We start from the raw sequence: 18482 nt of genomic DNA, 5'->3' as shown, positions 1-18482 counted from the left end.
ATTTAGTCGGGATTTATGATGAATCATCTGCCTAATTGCCTCATGTGCAACTCAACGTATGTTTATGAAAATAATGGCTTTTTTATTTGCCCAGAATGTGGGCATGAATGGGCTGTCACAGAAGAAATGCCTTCTGCTTCCGAAAAAGCGGTAACCGATGCTTTTGGCAACGTATTACAGGATGGCGATACGGTGATTGTCAGTAAGGATTTAAAAGTAAAAGGGTCTTCTGCCGTGGTTAAAGTAGGTACAAAAGTAAAAAATATAAGATTGGTTGAAGGGGATCATAATATCGATTGTAAAATTGAAGGCATTGGGCCGATGAAATTGAAATCCCAGTATGTAAAAAAAGCATAATCACTAAGAGCGGTTCCTTGGTATTGTATTTTCATTATCCTGGTCTATATTAATTTTGTAGTTAAAAAAACAATAACCATTATAAGGAGATGACAATGGCTAATACACCTAATAACAATAAAGGAACCAAGGAAGCTTCACAACAAAACCGTCCAAACCAAGGCCAACAAAAACAACAACCAGGTAAAACCCAAGATTGGAATTCTACCCATAAAAATGGCAGCAACCCAACCAAGCGCTAATTTTTGTTAGGAAGAATGACTAAGATGGTGCGATGGGAGCGGTTGCAGCTGCTTCTTCCGCATGATCTTGGCAGCAGCTAGAGATACAGCTTATAGAATAAATAGGACTTTTAAGTCCTATTTATCATTGCCCAAGGTTGGCCTGCAACATTCCATAAAAAACTGCCAGCCATATAAGTATTAATTACAAATCTGCGCCTGCATAGTGCTATGTGCAAAATCAAAAGATGCGAGATTGCGTGAAACAGTCCGCGAAACCATCGGTGTAGTCATGTATTTCTGTGTCGTTCAAACATGCCCATCATCACGGTTTTGGCTAAGACAAATAGAGAATCGAACATTTTTGGGTTATAAGTCAAATGTAATCTTCGAGCCGTGCAAGGCTTTTTTCAAATTTTTCTTCATTAAAATTAAGTTTTTCTTAAGCTTCTGTGTTTTATACTCCTCTTCTATCGGATAGGAGGAGCAGTGATGCAAGTATTAGTAGTTGAAGATAGCCCATTTAATGCGTTTTGTTTGTCTCGCTTGTTTCAGTTAGCTTGTTCTAATATCCGTGTTTCTGTAGCACTTGATAGTGAAGATGCATTAAGGCAATTGCGGGAAAATGAGCCTGCCTTAATCATTTTGGATGGAAATCTGAATGCTGCCAACGGGCAATATTGTAACGGTCCTGCTTTGGCGGATGTAATTTGGAGAAATTATCCAAATCTTCCTATTATTGCCTGGACGGATTGTGAAAAAATGCTGAAAGGATTTGCCGAAGTATTCAAACAGCATGACAAACCGTTTAATGAATACAGCAGTTGGGCTAAAGTTATTTCGCCAGCTCATATCCGGCAATCATTGGCTAATTTTGCCTTTGAATTCACTGCTGAGGATGAGCAAAATTCTGCACTTAATGAGCTTCATCCCAGTTCGGCCCCACGCCAATTGACACCACTAATGGAACCGATAACTCAACCGTGGTTTCCATTAAGCGCTGGATAACTGGTTTTACGCTTTCCACTGCTTCTTGTTTTACTTCAAAAATTAATTCGTCATGTACTTGCATGATCATGCGACAGCTTGCGGCTTGCGTTGAATCTTCCCATTTGGCTATAGCCAGCATGGCTTTTTTAATAATATCAGCAGCGGTACCTTGCATGGGCGCATTGATGGCTGTCCGCTCAGCCGCTTTCTGGCGCATCATATTGCGGGCATTTATTTCAGGCAAGTGCAGTCGCCTGCCAAATACCGTTTCTACATAACCTTGCTGATGCGCTTGTCGCCGCGTTCTTTCCATGTAATGCAAAACGCCAGGGTAGCGTAGAAAATAACGATCAATATACATTTGCGCGTCTTCCCGCTCTACACCGATTTGTTTAGCAAGACCAAAAGAAGACATGCCATAAATTAACCCGAAGTTGACTGCTTTGGCCCGACGGCGTTGTTCATGAGAAACCTTATCCAAATCGATGCCGAATATTTCGCTGGCTGTGGCGGTATGAATATCCCATCCTTGTGTGAAAGCATTTAACAAGTTTGCATCCTGGGATAAATGGGCCATGATGCGCAATTCAATTTGCGAATAATCGGCGGCGAGCAATACGTGGCCTGGGGGAGCGATGAATGCTTTACGGATCATGCGGCCTTCTTCCGTGCGGATGGGGATGTTTTGTAAATTGGGATCACTAGACGACAAGCGCCCAGTGGCCGCTACGGCTTGATTATAAGAAGTGTGGACACGCTGCGTTTTAGGATTAATGCGCTTGGGTAAAACATCAATGTAAGTACATACCAGCTTATTAAGGCTGCGGTACTCAAGAATAACGGCTGGCAAGCGGTAATCAAATGCAAGTTCCTGCAAAACGGCTTCTGCAGTGGAAGGCTGGCCTTTGGGCGTTTTAGCAATTACGGGCAATTGCAGTTCGGTAAATAAAATATCTTGCAGTTGCTTGGGTGAATTTAAATTAAAAGGTTTGCCGGCCAACTGCAGAGCTTCTTTTTCAAGCTCGGCCAGTTTTGTTTTTAGCCGCGAACATTGCTTCGCCAATGTTTCCGTATCAATAAGTACACCATGGCGCTCCATATCGGCAAGAACGGTCAGCAAGGGCATTTCTATTTCATGAAATACGGATTGCAATTTTTCATCAATCATTGGGTAGAGCGTTTGATGCAACTTTAAAATAATGTGTGTCTTTTCCGCGGCATAGGGTGCAACGGTGACGACAGGCAATTGATCAACCCGCAATTGCTTGCTGCCAACCCCTGCGATATCAATAAAGGCGATGGGTTTATGTCCTAAATATTTTAACGCCAGCGATGCCAAATCATGGGTTGCTGCGGTACTGTTGATAACATAAGATTCAAGTAATGTATCAAAAGCAATGCCTCTTAGTGTGATGCCATAATGCTTCAGAATGGTGTAATCGTTTTTTAAATTGTATCCAATTTTCTTGATATTTGGGTTTTCAAGAACAGGCTTTAATATAGCCAGGGTTGCATCGCGCTCCAATTGGATGCTGCCATCCTGATGGCTTAAGGGCAGGTAGACAGAATGCTCTTCATTTTCCAGGGTAAATGCAATCCCGGCTAAATCAGCACGCATGGTATCCAAATCGGTAATTTCCGTATTTAAGCAAAATTCTGCAGAAGATTGTAATTTATTTATCCATGGAGTTAATTGTTCAATTTGGGTAATGACGTCAACCGTTGGTCGCACAAAATTTTCAGCCAATGCTTCTTCTGTTGCTTCTTCTTCACTCAGTAATTCCTTCAACCACGTTTTGAATTCGAATTCGCGCGTCAAGGCCAGCAATTGTTGCCGGTTTTGCATCCGCGGTTTTAAATCGGAAATAGTAACAGGAAGATCGATATCCGTTTTAATGGTGACCAATTGTTTGGATAAAGGCAATTGCGGTAAGCTGGCCCGTAAGTTTTCCCCAATTTTTTGTGTAATTTTCCCTGCGTTGGCAGTTAAGTTTTCCAGTGTTTGATATTCTTCCAGCCATTTCGCCGCCGTTTTCGGCCCGCATTTGGCAACGCCAGGAATGTTATCGATGGAGTCGCCAATCAAAGTTAAATAATCAATGATTTGGTCGGGCCTTACCCCAAATTTTGTTTTGACTCCAGCTGAATCCAGCATTTGGTTAGTCATGGTATTGATGAGGGTGACGTGTTCATTCACCAATTGCGTCATGTCTTTATCACTGGTTGAAATGAGGACGGGTAAGCCTTGGGCTACTGCTTGCTGTGCCAGGGTGCCTATGACGTCATCTGCTTCAACGCCTTCAATCATGAGCAGTGGCAAGCCCATAGCTTCTATTAAAGTCAATAACGGAGCAAACTGGCAGCTTAGCTCAGAAGGCATGGGCGGGCGATGAGCTTTGTATTCAGGATATAAATCCTCTCTGAATGTTTTACCTTTGGCATCAAATATAACAGCAATGTGTTGAGGTTGATGGTCTTTAATTAACCGCTTAATCATGTTGGCAACGCCATAAATGGCGCCGGTGGGTTGCCCTTTAGAAGTTACTAAGGGAGGCAAGGCATGAAAAGCCCGGAAAAAATAAGAAGAAGCGTCAATTAATACCAAAGGATCAGACATTATTGCTGGGTCTCCTGCTGCTTTAAACGCAGCGCAAGTTCATCAACTTTTTCGCTAAGCGTTTTTAAATTTTTGCGCATGATTGGAATACGGGTAGTAGCCAATTCTTGCTCAATTGCTTTATCTTTTGGCCTTGCAGGATTGCCTAAATAAATATTGCCTTGTTTGAGGTGTTTTTTTGGAGGTACGCCTGCGCGTGCGCCTAAAATCACACCATCATCAATACGTACGTGGTCGCTGACCCCTACATTTGCAGCAAAAATTACATGGTTTCCACTGGTCGTACTGCCAGCAATCCCAGTAAATGCACAAAGAATATTATGTTTTCCCAATTTCACAGAATGCGCAACTTGCACCAAATTGTCTATTTTCGTACCTTCGCCGATTACAGTGGCACCAAGAGTGGCGCGATCAATTACTGTATTAGCACCAATTTCAACATCATCTTCAATGACCACACATCCGACGTGCGGGACTTTTAAATGTTTCCCATCATCCACAGTATAGCCGAATCCATCCGAGCCTATGACGCTTGAGGCATGAATATTGACGCGCTGGCCAATCTGGCAATTATCATAAACGGTTACATGAGGATGAATGGTCGTATTTGCACCAATCGTGACGCCGTGACCTAGGTGAACATGACTTTTAATAACGCAGTTATCCCCCACCTTGCTCCCTGCTTCAACAATAACGTAAGGACCAATGGCAACATTCTTGCCTAATACCACATCAGAAGCGATAACTGCCGTGGGGTGCACTCCGCTTGCAGGTTTTTGTTCGGGATAGAAATGTTGTATTAAAGTGATGAATGCTTTGAAGGGTTCTGAGACTTGTATAATAGGCTTGTTAAGACCATTTACATGTTTGGCCACCAAAATGGCAGCGGCATCCGAGGCTTCTGCCTGTTTAATGTTATCATCGCCTTCGGCAAAGACTAACGAGTTTACGCTGATGTTATCAATTGGAGATAGAGTCGAAATTTTTAACCGTTCGTTACCGCCAACAACCACCCCTTGCACTAAAGCTGCTATCTCAACAAGTGAAGCATTCATGTATTACCTTCTGATTTTACAAAATTCGACAATTATAACTCGATGTGGATAAAGTTGCGAATTTCTATCAGCTGCGCCAGCTGGCAATAAATGGCGGTTATTAGCATGGTTGCAAAACAATTCGGTATAGTTTAGTGAAAGTCATATGGCATTATGTATGCCCGCATCTTTTTCTATGGGTGAAAAAATGAGTTGGGCTTGTGGCAATGGTTGACTTAAAGACAGATGCAAGCCTTTTACCCCCATTATTCGTTGGTTCGCCTTAAGATCAGCGTCGCGTTAGCGCCGCCAAATGCAAAATGATTGGATAATGCAATATCGACATCCTTTCGCCGTGCTTCATTGGGTACGTAATCTAAATCGCACAACGGATCGGGATCGTTTAAGTTAATAGTGGGAAGCAGGATGCCATGTTGTAAGCTTAAAGCAGTGGCAATAATCTCCATGGCCCCGGCAGCACCAATCGCATGGCCGGTCATTGCTTTTTGTGCTGTGACAGGGATCTCATAAGCACGCTCCCCAAACACATTTTTTATGGTTTGCGTTTCCGTGATATCATTTAATTGCGTGCCAGTACCGTGTGCATTGATGTATTGGATGTCGCCTATGGAAAGTCTTGCATCATCAAGGGCCATATTAATGGCACGAACTTGCCCGTCGCTGTGTGGGGCGGTGACGTGATATGCATCGCAACTGGCGCCAAAACCAATGACTTCGGCATAAATCTTGGCACCGCGTGCTTTTGCATGTTGTAAATCTTCCAGGATTAAAATTCCCGCACCATCCGCCATCACCATGCCATCGCGGTTTTTATCAAATGGTTTGCTGGCAGTAGCCGGGTTTTCATTTTGAGTGGACATTACCCGCAGCTTGCACCAGGCAGCCATAATGGTTTCCCAAACCAGTGATTCCGTGCCTCCACATACTGCCACAGCTAATCTGCCTTGCGAAATTTGCTGATAAGCCTGGCCAATGGCTTCCGCAGAAGACACGCAAGCATTGGAAACGGTCGAATTGGGGCCGCCTATGCCAAAGGCAATGGCAATATGATTTGCAACCGAATTGGGCATGCCACGGATGACGCTTAAAGCGGGTACTTTCTTCCAGTTGTCTTTAAAAAACAATTCATAGGCAGATTCCAATTCTGGAGTGCCGCCTAGGCTGGTACCGATATAAGTTCCAGCATGGCTTAATTCTTGCTTGGTTAATCCGGCTTGTTCAATGGCGTGGTGCGTGCAAAATAAGGCGTATTGGGCGGCACGGGGATAACGTTTCCTTTTGTCAAATTCTGGTAAGTGTGCCAGCGATAGGGAAGTGATTTCTCCGGCGATTTGGGTAGTATAAGGGCTGGGATCGTAAGCCTGGATGCGTTTGATTCCACATGTGCCACGAATTGCGGCTTGCCAAAACGTTTCTAAACCGCAGCCAATGGAAGAAGTAATTTCCATGCCTGTAATCACAACCCTTTTTTTCATGCGCTATCCCCAATTTGGTGCCGGCTATTCCGTAGTTTTGACTTCGCAGTCATTTAATAAGAGGCTGAATCGCAATACTAAAGGGCGGCTTTAAAATCTGTCAAGTAAATTCTAAGGGTCAGGAAATATTATATTTTTTTAAAAGATTGTTTAGCTGAGTGCTCCAATAATCGCAAATATTGGTAATGATAAAACCTAAATTTGTGTAAATATTCAGAGCGTGTTGATTTCGTGTTTCAACATTCAGGGTGATGGGGGTTTTTCGCATCGTGCGGATGTAGCGAATGCATTGCCTAAGAAGCTCGCTGCCATGTCCTTGCCGTTGTTCCTTAGGCAAAATAGCGATATCGGTTAATTGCGCACTGTTTGCGAGCCAGTGGATATGCGCCTTGCCTATCGGAATGCCAGCATGGCGGGCCAGAAAAATAGTATAGGTATCATCGTTTAGCAAATTGAGAAAACGTTCAACCATATTATTTTGCCCCATAGATTGCTCTGGGAAGCAAAGGCTGTCTATAGAGCATAAAAAGGGTATGTCAACTTCTGAAGCCTGAAAAACCTGCAGTTCTGATTCGTCTGTCTCAGGAAGTTCGGCAATATCCCAAACCATCTCAAACTCGCTTTTCAGATGAGCAAATTGGTTTTTGTTAAACCATGGCTTATGCGTGCTGTGGATGCTGGAAAAAATAACGGTATTCAATTGCAAAGTTGCTAAAATCGGGAGCATATGCAGCAGCATCGCCCGGGCAATACCTTGTTTTCTTACTGACGGAGCTACCATTAAAGCCAGTTCGCAAGCATTTTCATAAAAGCCAAAAGCACTTAAAAAACCTATTAATTGTTGATCTTGATAATAAAGAAGACTAGGCAGCGTCCGCTTGCGGGTTAATAAATGCGCATAGACAGGAATCACATGACCATCGTAATGTTTACACTGTTCAAGGAGGGCACCTAATGCCTGTAAATCCTGGGAAGACAGTTGGTGTGCTTGCTTTAACATAGTTTTAAAGTAAGTAAATGCATCATCAATTTCGAACAGCTGACTATGGATGGTCAGCCACATGGGTTGCGAAGCACAAACGATGCCCGTCCAAATCTTTCAAATTGATTACCCGATCTCCCCAGAATTCATTGGTGGGTGGAGCATCGACACCGACATTGTTGTTTTGTAAGAAATCATACAAGGCATCCACATCGTCATGGTAAAAATAAAGGGTAACTGGGGACACGAAATGACCTTGCAATGGTGGTTTGGCTGTATCGCCATCGACGCCGGCATTGCCACACATGATGACGATGTCTTTATATCTTAATTCAGCATGGAAAATCTTGCCGGCATCATCCTTGGCGGTGCTTAGAATTTCAAATCCAAAATTATGCTGATAAAAGTGCGCAGTCGCTCCTGCATCGGAAACGATAAGATAGGGGATGAGCCAAGACATCTTTTCAGGTTTTGCAGATTTTTGTGTCATTTAGTTGCTCGCTTGCCTTAAAGAAAAAATTCTAACAGCTTAACTTATAAAAAAGAACACCACAAAAAGTAAGCTTAAAACTAATAGCAATGTATTGACACGTTGACGTGTGAGCAATTTAAGCAATACATAAAGGATGAGGCCGGCGCCTATCCCGTCGGCGATGGAAAAAGTAAACGGGATCATCATGATCGTGACCATGCATGGGGCAATTTCGCTAATATCAGCCAATTTTAATTTTCCCAAATGCCGCATCATGCAGCACGCTACATACAAGAGTGCCGGGCCTACTGCAAAATTGGGGATGGCTTTTGCCAGGGGGAAAAAGAACAGCATTAACAAAAAGCCTGCAGCAATCACTAGAGCCGTTTTTCCTGTACGCCCACCCGCTTCTATGCCGGCGGCGGATTCAATGAAAGGGGACGTGCTGGCAGAGCCAAGCAATCCTGCCACGGCAGATGCAGCGGCGTCTGCAGTCAAGCTTTTGCTCATGCGCTCTGTATAATTGGGTTGATCTTTAAAAATGGAAGGGTGCAATAATCCTATCAAGGTTCCTGTCGCATCAAACACTGCTATCAGAAAGAAAGTAAAGATGGCTTTGATGGCATTTGTGCTGCCTAATCCCGAAAAATCCAATTTAAAAAGTGTGGGTTCCAAGGATGGCGGCAAGCTCATTAACCCATACCACGGGGTTATGCCGACCAACAAGCTGAAAACGCTAATAATGAGGATGCCGATTATAATGGCGCCGCGCACCCGATAATAATCCAGCGACAGGATCAATAAAAAGCCTGTTAAAAATAACAAAGTTTGTGGACGGCGTATATTGCCTAAGTGCATGAGGGTGTGCGGGCCGCCGACAACGATTTGGTTGGTTTGCAAAGCAATCAATGCAATCAGGAGGCTGATGCCGATTAAAATGGCAATTTGTAAATTATAGGGGATAGCTTCAATCAATAACTTGCGCAAAGGCGTCAAGCTTACTAGGAAGAACAAGGTGCCCGAGATGAAGACCATGGCTAAAGCGTGTTGCCAATCGATGCCTAAAGTTTGCACAACGCTATAAGAAAAATAAATATTGAGTGCCATACCTGGGGCCACGCCAATGGGCGTATTGGCAAACAAGCCGGTCAACATACAGGCAAAAGCGGTAACTAAACAAGTTGCTGTAAAAACAGCGCCTTGATCCATGCCGGCATCCTGCAAGATAGCAGGATTAACAAAGGCAATGTAAGCCATGGTAAGAAACGAGGTGATGCCGGCTACTATTTCGGTTTTTAAAGGGTGGGAAAGGGAGCGGGATTTTAATTCGGCCATGAATAGTTCCAAAGAAACCGCAAGTTAGGGCATTAAAAATGGAAATTCGCTACATTGAAGATAATTTCAATTGCAATGAGTATAATAATTATCACTTCCAAGCTATGGGCATGCCGATTTTCCAAATACCCATTAAACATATCAAAAATTTCGTTTAATGTATCCAAGCGGTGGTTAATGGCATTTACCCGCCTTTGCATGTGAAGATAACGTTCGAGCATGGTGTAGTATTCTTCCAGCGTGGGGTGTTGCCAGAAAAACTTTGGATGATACAAAAAATTACTGATTAAATTCATCTCACTTTTTGCCCCAAGGATTTCTCCAATCACTTGTCGAATTTGCTTGCGGGAAATACGCATTGCACCCTGCGTGGAAAGACTATGGATTAAAGGCGTATATTTCTCAATCAGTGCTTCCAGAATGGTTTCAAAATATTGTAATTTTACCGATTGCGAAAAACCGTAGGAAAGGCTTAGCTTTAAGTCATCGCTTTCCGTATCAATGCTGATGCAATCGACATCAAAATAATCATGCGGCTCAATGGCAGTTCGGTCACTGATTTGGTAACTGAATTCATCGTGCACCATTAAATTGATGGGTTTATCGGCAAAGAGGCGGATGGTGTCTAGATAAGCATGGATTTGATGGCGTTTGACCCCCCAGGAAACGACAGTACCATTCTTAAAAACAAAAACGGTAGTATTCGAATTATGATGGTTTAATTTTAATGTATCGCGAGAACGGGTAGACGCATAATCACCCAGTTTGGTCTTATAGTGATTATCCAAACGGGTGAGATCAATGCTGTTAGCAATACAATAACTTAGACATTCCATATTACAATACTTGTGGACAAGGGATTTTCAAACTGGCAACGGCCATAATCATGCAAATCATATCAATAAATGCAGCATGCATGCATAGTATACCCTAATCTGGCTAACACTACACGTTTTACGACTCTACCGTTTCGCGCCCCGGATACGTTTTTTTTCTATCAGTGGCGCCGCTTAACCATAACGGACACACTTCAAGGATTTCCGCAATCCGGTCGAGCTGTTCGGAGGAGGGTAAAACATGACCGAAGATCATGGCATTGGCCAAATGGCGGGTAACATTGAATACTTTGGCAACTGCTTTCGTTTTTTCGTTAAGATCTTCCGGAAATCCTAATAAAGATAATTCACGATTAAACCGTTGTGAAAACACCTTGCTGTTCATTTTTCACTCCTTGAAAGAAATAATAACTTATCCTTTTTCACAGCTATTCAGATCCTTCAGTAGAAACACTGCTGAAATTTCACGTATCTTGCGGAAATAATTTGCTTTAAGAGGCCTCTTGCTTGCTTTTTATAACTTATTTTTACTGAACAGAAAAGTAGTTTATAAAAATAAAATTAATTATTTTTTAGTTAGTTATCTTCATTTGGTGCATAAAAATTTAAATCAAGCTCCCGTGCGGCCTTTACATCATCCAAGCGTTTAACCGGCATGGTGAAGGGCGCATTTTGCAAAAGATCCGGCTGGTGCTCAGCCTCATGACGGATAGTTTTCATTGCGCGGACAAATGCATCGAGTTCTTCCTTGCATTCTGTTTCGGTAGGTTCAATGAGTAAACATTCTGGTACAAGCAGCGGGAAGTAAGTGGTTGGCGCATGGAAACCATAATCCAGTAAACGTTTGGCCACATCCATTGCCGTGATGCCAAATTGTTTTTTTTCAGATTTTAATGTCAATAAAAATTCATGGCTGGCACGTCTTGATGGATAGGCGGGTGTAAAACCTGCTTTAGTCAATTCATGCAACAAATAATTTGCATTCAAAGTGGCATATTCTGAAACTCGTAATAACCCTTCTTTCCCCAGGACGCGTATATAGAAATACGCTCTTAACAAAATGGCAGCATTTCCCATAAAACAAGACAACCGGCCTATGCTTTGTGGTAAATCATTTTGATCTGCAAAGCGAAATTGCTCTTTTTCTTGAATGACCATGGGTAAAGGTAGAAAGGGTAGCAAGCGTTTACTCACTGCCACAGGTCCTGAACCTGGGCCACCGCCGCCGTGTGGGGTGGCAAATGTTTTGTGCAGGTTTAAATGCATGACGTCAAAGCCCATATCACCTGGTCTTACCTTGCCCAAAATAGCATTTAAATTTGCCCCGTCGTAATACAGCAAACCGCCGGCTTCATGGACAATGGCCGCTATGTCTTTAATCTGGCGCATGAATAATCCCAACGTGGATGGATTGGTTAACATGATGCCAGCCGTATTGGGGCCCACTTTTTTGCGTAATTCCTGCAAATCCATATCACCATCAGGAGCCGTGGGAATTTCTACTATTTTAAAGCCACACATCGCGGCGGATGCAGGGTTAGTGCCATGTGCTGCATCGGGGATAAGCATTTCTTGCCGGTGCGAGTGACCACGCGATTGATGATAAGCTTTGATCATGGCAACGCCTGCGAATTCGCCTTGCGAACCTGCCATGGGCGTCAAGCATACGCCACTCATACCGGTGATTTCAGCAAGGTAAGTTTGCAGCTCAAAAAGAATTTGCAGGAAACCCTGGCTGTCTTTGTCCGGCGTCAAGGGGTGACGTTGGCTGAAACCGGGCAAGCTTGCCGCTTTATGGATACCCCGCGGATTGTATTTCATCGTGCAGGAACCCAGCGGATAAAAATTAGTATCAATAGAAAAATTATGTTTAGACAAGCGGGTAAAATGACGAATCACTTGCAATTCAGAGCAAGCAGGCCAGCGGGGAAGGGTTTTGCGCAAAAAATTTTCAGGGATGTGGCAATCCTTTGCTTCAAAGTGAGGGAGTTGTGCAGTTGCTTGCCGGCCTGGTTTTGATCCTTCAAAAATCAGCATAATTTCCCTTCCGTCGTTTGAATCAAATCTTTAAGTTCGTTGCAATGTTTTACGGGTGTAAATTCAATAAATTCGTAATCGGCAATTTCCGCTAAAAAATAGGGATCTTGCTGAAAAACCGCTTCCAGTTGCGCTTTGTCTTTCGTCAAGGCGATGATGATGCCACCCGTGCGGGGGTTCATAGGCCCTGAGGCTAGCAGTAAACCTTGTTTGTAATAATAATCCAAAAACTCGCGGTGGGCTTGCAAGTATTTATCCACTTCCGCGATGGGCGCTTTATAAGTTAATTTTATGATAAACATGGGTTATCCACCGACAGAATATGTTTAAGGGCTTGCGCATAATGCGCGATTTCTGCATGGGTGCGCATTTCCGTTGCGCAAACCAACAGCGTGTTGCTTAATTCAGGATAATGTGCGGCAACTGCATAACCGCCGGCAATACCCGCTTGCTGCAATGCGGTTAAAACATAATCCACCGGTTTTTTCATCCTCAGTAAGGCTTCGTGGAAATAAGGAGAGTTAAAAACCAATTCCACTCCATCAATGGCAAGTAAGGATTGCACAAGGCGATGCGTATTGCTGTGGCAATTGCGCGCGACGCTGGCAAGACCTTCTGCCCCCAGTAAGCTCATGTGGATGGTTGCAGCGGTTACCAGCAAACCTTGGTTGGTGCAAATGTTTGAAGTAGCTTTACCTCGACGAATGTGTTGTTCTCTGGCTTGCAGAGTTAGTGTAAAGCCGGTACGGCCATCTTTATCCAGGGTGCGTCCGACTAAACGGCCCGGCATTTGGCGTACATATTCCAAGCGCGTGCTAAAAAAGCCAAAATAAGGACCGCCTGAAGCCATGGGCGCACCGAACGGCTGCCCTTCTCCACAGACAATGTCTACTCCTGCTTTCCCCCAGTGGCCAGGCGGTTTTAGTAAGCCTAATGAGATTGGATTAACACAGGCAATGGCAATACTTTGATTTGCATGCGCCCAATTGCATAACTCGTCTACCTGCTCAAGGCAGCCAAAGAAATTGGGTTGCGCAAGCACCAGGGCGGTAATGTCTTCGCCCCGATATTTTTCCAGCAAATTCAAGTCAATAATCCCTTTTTGCAAATCAAACGGCAAGGTGATGATTTCAACGTGTTGATTGCTGACTATGGTATGTAAAGTTTCCCGATAAAATGGATGAATGGTGCCGGCCACCAGGATGCGTTTTGTTTTACTGTGCTGGTTAATGCGTATGGCCATAAGCACGGCTTCAGCCAGTGCTGTTGCCCCATCGTATAGCGAGGCATTGGCAACCTCCATCGCCGTCAATTCTGCAATCATCGTTTGGAATTCATATAATAATTGCAAAGTACCTTGGCTTGCCTCGGCCTGGTATGGCGTATATGCAGTAAGAAATTCGCCTCTGGATGCTATATCCCATACGGCTGCAGGAATGTGATGATCATAACTGCCGGCACCTAAGAAACACACGCCATTGTTATTTTTAGCGGCGATTTTTTGCGCATGCCGCAGCATATCCATTTCATTAAGCCCGTGGGGTATGCCTTTAAATTCCCCATAACGCAATGAGTCCGGGATTTCATCAAATAATTCTTCGGTATTTTCTGCTTTGATGCTGGAGAGCATTAAAGCGGTATCTTCGCTCGTATGCGGGATATAAGGCATCTTAGTGATCCTCTCCTATCTCAGCCTGATACATTTCGGCGTCCAATAAGTTGCCAACATCGTCAAAATTGCTGGCTTTTACTTTTATAAGCCAGCCTGCACCATAAGGATCTTTGTTTACCAAGCCTGGATTTTCAGTCACTTGCGGGTTAATGGCAATGACAACACCGCTAATGGGCGAATAAAAATCTGCAGCGGCTTTAACGGATTCAATAACGCCTATTTCATCACCGCCATTGATGACATCGCCCACTTTCGGCAATTCTATGAAGACTAAATCTCCCAACAAATTTTGGGCGTGATGGGTGATCCCCATCGTCATTTCTTCTTCATCCTGGCGTAGCCATTCATGCGTGCGGGTGTATTTAAGATTATTGGGAATATTGTTCATGACTTAAATTAATCCTCTTTAAGGGGTTTGCCATATTTTACAAAGCGGGGTTTGCCCACTTTCGCCGGAACAAGCTTGCCGCGTATGTCTATTTGTACCATTTCTGAGGTGTTGACAGGCACTCGGGCTAAAGCAATTGAAGTTTGCAATGTGGGGGAGTATGTGCCGCTGGTGATAATACCTTCTGTCTGGCCAGGAATAATAACGTGCTGGCCGGCTCGCATGATCCCTTTTTCCAATAAAGTTAAGCCTACTAATTTCCGGCGAATGCCTTGTTGTTTTTGGGAAAGCAAAGCTCCCATGCCGATGAAATCACGATCTTGCGGTTCGAGCTTTACTGTCCAGGCTAATCCCGATTCAAGAGGTGTTGTGGTTTCGTCCATATCCTGCCCGTATAGCAATAAACCAGCTTCCAGACGCAAGGTGTCGCGTGCTCCAAGACCGCATGGTTTGATGCCTGCCTGTAAAAGGATATCCCAAAGAGTGGTTATGGTCTCTTGCGGCACGACGATTTCCAGCCCGTCCTCGCCTGTATATCCGGTCCGTGCGAAAAACCAACCGTCTACATCGACGCATTCGAAATGGGTCAGAGTTGAAATAGCATCGCTTTGGGCAGGATTTAGGATAGCCGTCATTTTGGCAATGGCATCAGGGCCTTGGACTGCCAGCATGGCTAAATCGGTGCGTTCTTGCAAGCCTGCGGAAAAGCCATGAATCTTGTCGCGAAGCCAAGCCAAATCACGTGCGCGCGTTGCAGAATTTAAAACCAGGCGATAATTATCGGGAGCTCTTTGGTAGACGATCAAGTCGTCAATAATGCCCCCATGTTCGTTGCAAAGGCAGCTGTATAACGCTCGTCCCGTATGTTCCAGGGTATCTACATCGTTGGCGAGCAGTTTGCGTAAAAATTGTCGCCCGCCTGCTCCCAAAACATCAACAACCGTCATATGGGAGACATCGAACATGCCGGCATGTTGCCGGACGTGATGATGTTCTTCTACTTGCGAGCCATAGTGCAGTGGCATTTCCCAGCCGTAAAAATTAACCATTTTTGCACCTAACGCCACATGTCTGCCATGCAGAGGTGTTTTTGCAATCATTGCGGTCCCTTCCTTAAACAATTGTTCTGATTATACCGTGATGGTTATGGGCAGCAAGTGTTTGTCGGCGGATGAGCAAAACCTTGGCTGCACGGAGTGAAATCTGTTTTAAGTATAACTGATTGTAATGGGTGCGTCGCTTTTAAGAAAATTATCCGGAAATGCATGCTTATGGAAATCCATGCATCACAGCCAGGGGCTTGGTTGTTTGCATAAAGAAATTTTTTTTGGGGTGTATTGTCTTTTTAATTTTGTAATGGTAGCTTAACCGTGGCTTCGCAAAGGAATATTTGGAAACATTTTAGCAAGGACAAATTATGGATATTCTTCAATCCCTTATCTCTGTTGCAATTTACTCAAACTTTCTAACTCCCATTCATTTTTTTACGGCACCTGCCATCACGGTTGTAGCCTGACGTTTTTAATTTATCACACTGCGGCTTTACTGTTTTCAGGAAGAAAAAGTTAATGCTTGACGGGTTAAAGGGATTTTTCCTTGTTAAGAACACACAAACTGGAGTTTTAAAATGGAAAATAAAAATAAGCGAGTCCTCGGTTACACCTTAGCAAAACAAATCTCCAATGAGGAATTGGAGCAAGTGTCTGGCGGGGGAGGACCGCAACTCACCACGCGTCAAACCGTCAAAGTATCCGGAGTCGCTTCAGACGTAATTTATGATGTCGTAGTCGATGGTGATTTATAAGCGAAAGCCCTGGCTAGCTCAGGGCGCTTCATGACAGCAAGTCCAGTTTTTACAGGAAAATAAATGGAATATTTAATTGCGACAGAACCTGATGATACCGATGCAGTGTTGGTGAAGCTGGCATTGGAGGAGTCAGGAGAAACCGTCAGGTTGTTATTTACTGCCGATCATCCCACAAAACAAAAAAATTCCGTGTACGTTACACCCGATAGTTATTGTTGGAAAAGCTCGGATGCCCAAGCTTCTTTTGTACAAAACCAATATGATGTCGTGTGGTGGCGGCGCGTGCGCAAACCTTATCTGCCAACTGGCGCAGTACATGTTGCTGATCATAAATTTGTATTGCGTGAAAATGTCTTGTTCCACGAATCCATGCTTTATAACCTGGCGCCTGATGCATGGTGGGTTAATCCTAAAGAAGCGGCCACCAGGGCCAATGCAAAATTATATCAATTACAAAAAGCCATACAATGTGGCTTATTAATTCCCAAGACTTTATGCTCCAATGATCCGGATGATATTGAGCATTTTATTGCTGGCCATGAAGACAGTGTAATTTATAAGCCATTATGTGCGCATTTTTGGTCAGATGAGAAGAGTATAAAGATTGCTTATACCGCAAAAATACACGGTAGGGATTTCCCAGATAAAGAATTACTGCAATTGTCGCCAGGCATATATCAAAAAGAAGTGCAAAAAGCTTACGAATTAAGAATAGTTTGCTTTGGAGATCATGTCGTTGCCGCAAAATTAAATTCTCAGGAGCATCCCGAGGGGAAGATGGATTGGCGTGCCATTCCGGAAGGTAAGCTTAAGGTAGAACCTTATTTATTGCCCGCTTCGGTTGAGCACAAGATAAAAAAATTTATGCAAAGCATGCAACTGGTATTTGGTTCTTTGGATTTCATAGTCACACCCGAGGGGGAATACGTCTTTTTGGAAGTCAATGAGCAAGGGCAGTTTTTATGGCTTGAAGCGTATTGTCCCGAGTTGCCAATGCTTGATATGTTTATTCATTTTTTAATGCAAAAAACCAGAAATTTTCGCTGGGTGCCCCCACAACATCGGCGGATGATTTCAAGTTACCATGAGGAGGTGGCAAAAATTGTAGATGAAAACATGCAATATCATGTGTATTTAAATGGGCTTTAATATTAATAAAGGATGAGTTAATGAAATATATCGTTGCTTTTTTAACCGGGTTTTTTCTTTGCACGCCTGTATTTGCGCAAAGCATTGTAGATGTGTATGGTGTAGATGAAAAAAAATCAGAGAAAATTTTAAAACAACATGCGGCACAAATAGGTCAGCTTGAAGAAGCCCTGCAAAAAAAAATTTTTAGCGCGCAGGGTAAAGTGGATAAGTCCCTGGAAAAATTATTGTTGCAAAAGTTGCAATTAACGGAATCTATCAAAAAGCAAGGTAATTTTCTTTTTGTTGAATTTCAAACTGTATTTTATCCCACCGAACCTGCTGGAAAACAATTTTATACGACTATAGAAATAATCGAAAAGCAACAGCCTGAGAGAATGCGCTTTGTGACGCCCAAGCCATTTTTTACGGGAAAGCGCAAAGCAAAGAATAATTTAATCGATTCGATGATTGAATACACGCGGCTTGAAACTCAGCTCATAGGAAATAATGAGATAGATGAGAAAAAGATGGTATGCCCTTTTTACCATTGCGCGGCAGGGTTTGCGCATCCTAAATTAAAACCATATTTACAGATTTTTAAAACACACACGCCTCAGGAAAAGCCATTGATTATAAGCACAATGAATGAAGATGAAGATCCGGAACGGCGCGCGGCAGCGGCTTTTTTAATAGGTCAATTCAACGACCCGCAGGAAATTATCACCCTGTTACTTCCGCATGTGCTTGATGCAGATGACGGCGTACGCAATAACGTGATACGTGTCATCGATATGACCATGTTAAGAGCCAATATAAATAAAATTAACGTAGAGCCATTCATCGCTTTACTGGATTCTCCTTATGTATCCGATAGGAACAAGTCCTTGTTTGTATTGCTGCAAGCTTCTAAAAATGGCGAAACCCAAAAAATATTGATTGAAAAAGCAGGAAATAAATTATTGGCTTTATTAAAACTTAAGCAGCTCAACAACCATGAGATTGCCTATGCCATTTTAAAGTCCCTGAGTGGAAAAAATTATGGTGAAAATGATCTTGTATCTTGGCAAAAATGGTTGACCCAGCAAAATAAACCCGCCTGATTATTCA

The 18482-nt window shown here is 43.4% G+C and carries 19 protein-coding genes; 6 read left to right on the top strand and 13 right to left on the bottom strand.

Features of this window, described 5'->3' with window-relative positions:
* Positions 1-18 precede the first annotated feature (18 nt).
* The 3 genes from ELY11_RS00265 to ELY11_RS00260 all read left to right on the top strand — a co-directional run bounded on the left by ELY11_RS00265 (position 19) and on the right by ELY11_RS00260 (position 1586).
* Positions 19-357 carry a zinc ribbon domain-containing protein YjdM gene (locus tag ELY11_RS00265; protein WP_127032291.1) on the top strand — a complete coding sequence of 113 codons (339 nt, stop codon included), beginning with the start codon at positions 19-21 and terminating at the stop codon, positions 355-357.
* Positions 358-452: 95 nt separating this feature from the next.
* Positions 453-599: a hypothetical protein gene (locus ELY11_RS12335; protein ID WP_158614953.1), complete on the top strand. Its 147-nt coding sequence runs from the start codon at positions 453-455 to the stop codon at positions 597-599.
* Positions 600-1070: 471 nt separating this feature from the next.
* Positions 1071-1586: a response regulator gene (locus ELY11_RS00260; RefSeq protein ID WP_126953182.1), complete on the top strand. Its 516-nt coding sequence runs from the start codon at positions 1071-1073 to the stop codon at positions 1584-1586.
* Here the strand turns inward: ELY11_RS00260 and polA are convergent.
* The 13 genes from polA to gcvT form a co-directional block, all read right to left on the bottom strand.
* The gene (polA, locus tag ELY11_RS00255; RefSeq protein ID WP_127032290.1) at positions 1495-4185 is read right to left on the bottom strand and encodes a DNA polymerase I; all 2691 of its coding nucleotides are present in this window, start codon (positions 4183-4185) and stop codon (positions 1495-1497) included. The genes ELY11_RS00260 and polA overlap by 92 nt on opposite strands.
* Positions 4185-5240, bottom strand: coding sequence for a UDP-3-O-(3-hydroxymyristoyl)glucosamine N-acyltransferase (gene lpxD / locus ELY11_RS00250; RefSeq protein WP_126953180.1), 1056 nt, complete (start codon positions 5238-5240; stop codon positions 4185-4187). Before lpxD ends, polA begins: the two co-directional genes overlap by 1 nt.
* 245 nt (positions 5241-5485) lie before the next feature.
* Positions 5486-6715 (bottom strand): beta-ketoacyl-[acyl-carrier-protein] synthase family protein, encoded by a 1230-nt coding sequence (locus ELY11_RS00245; protein ID WP_126953179.1) that lies wholly within the window; start codon positions 6713-6715, stop codon positions 5486-5488.
* 118 nt (positions 6716-6833) lie between these two features.
* The gene (locus ELY11_RS00240) at positions 6834-7778 is read right to left on the bottom strand and encodes a GNAT family N-acetyltransferase (RefSeq protein WP_126953178.1); all 945 of its coding nucleotides are present in this window, start codon (positions 7776-7778) and stop codon (positions 6834-6836) included.
* On the bottom strand, positions 7759-8187 hold the full coding sequence (locus ELY11_RS00235; protein ID WP_126953177.1) for a VOC family protein: 429 nt from the start codon (positions 8185-8187) through the stop codon (positions 7759-7761). The genes ELY11_RS00240 and ELY11_RS00235 overlap by 20 nt, the downstream gene beginning before the upstream one ends.
* A 39-nt stretch (positions 8188-8226) precedes the next feature.
* Positions 8227-9504, bottom strand: coding sequence for an NCS2 family permease (locus ELY11_RS00230; protein ID WP_126953176.1), 1278 nt, complete (start codon positions 9502-9504; stop codon positions 8227-8229).
* 32 nt (positions 9505-9536) lie between these two features.
* A complete protein-coding gene (locus tag ELY11_RS00225) occupies positions 9537-10340 on the bottom strand; it encodes an RMD1 family protein (RefSeq protein WP_126953175.1) in 804 nt (267 codons plus the stop codon).
* Between the two features lie 118 nt (positions 10341-10458).
* Entirely contained in the window at positions 10459-10725 is a 267-nt protein-coding gene (locus ELY11_RS00220) for a hypothetical protein (RefSeq protein WP_126953174.1), read from the bottom strand.
* 191 nt (positions 10726-10916) lie between these two features.
* A complete protein-coding gene (gene gcvPB / locus ELY11_RS00215; RefSeq protein WP_126953173.1) occupies positions 10917-12377 on the bottom strand; it encodes an aminomethyl-transferring glycine dehydrogenase subunit GcvPB in 1461 nt (486 codons plus the stop codon).
* Positions 12371-12679: a YciI family protein gene (locus ELY11_RS00210; RefSeq protein ID WP_126953172.1), complete on the bottom strand. Its 309-nt coding sequence runs from the start codon at positions 12677-12679 to the stop codon at positions 12371-12373. The genes gcvPB and ELY11_RS00210 overlap by 7 nt, the downstream gene beginning before the upstream one ends.
* Positions 12667-14046 (bottom strand): aminomethyl-transferring glycine dehydrogenase subunit GcvPA, encoded by a 1380-nt coding sequence (gene gcvPA, locus ELY11_RS00205; RefSeq protein ID WP_127032289.1) that lies wholly within the window; start codon positions 14044-14046, stop codon positions 12667-12669. The genes ELY11_RS00210 and gcvPA overlap by 13 nt, the downstream gene beginning before the upstream one ends.
* Position 14047: 1 nt before the next feature.
* Positions 14048-14437, bottom strand: a complete 390-nt coding sequence (gene gcvH, locus ELY11_RS00200) for a glycine cleavage system protein GcvH (protein ID WP_126953170.1) — start codon at positions 14435-14437, stop codon at positions 14048-14050.
* Between the two features lie 8 nt (positions 14438-14445).
* Positions 14446-15537, bottom strand: coding sequence for a glycine cleavage system aminomethyltransferase GcvT (gene gcvT / locus ELY11_RS00195; protein WP_127032288.1), 1092 nt, complete (start codon positions 15535-15537; stop codon positions 14446-14448).
* A 527-nt stretch (positions 15538-16064) separates the two neighbouring features.
* On the opposite strand from gcvT, the gene ELY11_RS00190 reads away from it, so the two are divergent.
* The 3 genes from ELY11_RS00190 to ELY11_RS00180 all read left to right on the top strand — a co-directional run bounded on the left by ELY11_RS00190 (position 16065) and on the right by ELY11_RS00180 (position 18475).
* Positions 16065-16241, top strand: coding sequence for a bacteriocin (locus ELY11_RS00190; protein ID WP_126953168.1), 177 nt, complete (start codon positions 16065-16067; stop codon positions 16239-16241).
* Between the two features lie 63 nt (positions 16242-16304).
* Positions 16305-17393 (top strand): hypothetical protein, encoded by a 1089-nt coding sequence (locus ELY11_RS00185; RefSeq protein ID WP_127032287.1) that lies wholly within the window; start codon positions 16305-16307, stop codon positions 17391-17393.
* A 20-nt stretch (positions 17394-17413) separates the two neighbouring features.
* A complete protein-coding gene (locus ELY11_RS00180; protein WP_126953166.1) occupies positions 17414-18475 on the top strand; it encodes a HEAT repeat domain-containing protein in 1062 nt (353 codons plus the stop codon).
* The last annotated feature ends 7 nt before the right edge of the window (positions 18476-18482 follow it).

The sequence above is a fragment of the Legionella septentrionalis genome (assembly GCF_003989745.1).
In the GTDB taxonomy this organism is placed as follows: domain Bacteria; phylum Pseudomonadota; class Gammaproteobacteria; order Legionellales; family Legionellaceae; genus Legionella_A; species Legionella_A septentrionalis.
Note: the sequence above shows the minus strand (reverse complement) of the source record. Positions and strands in the feature narration are given on the sequence as shown.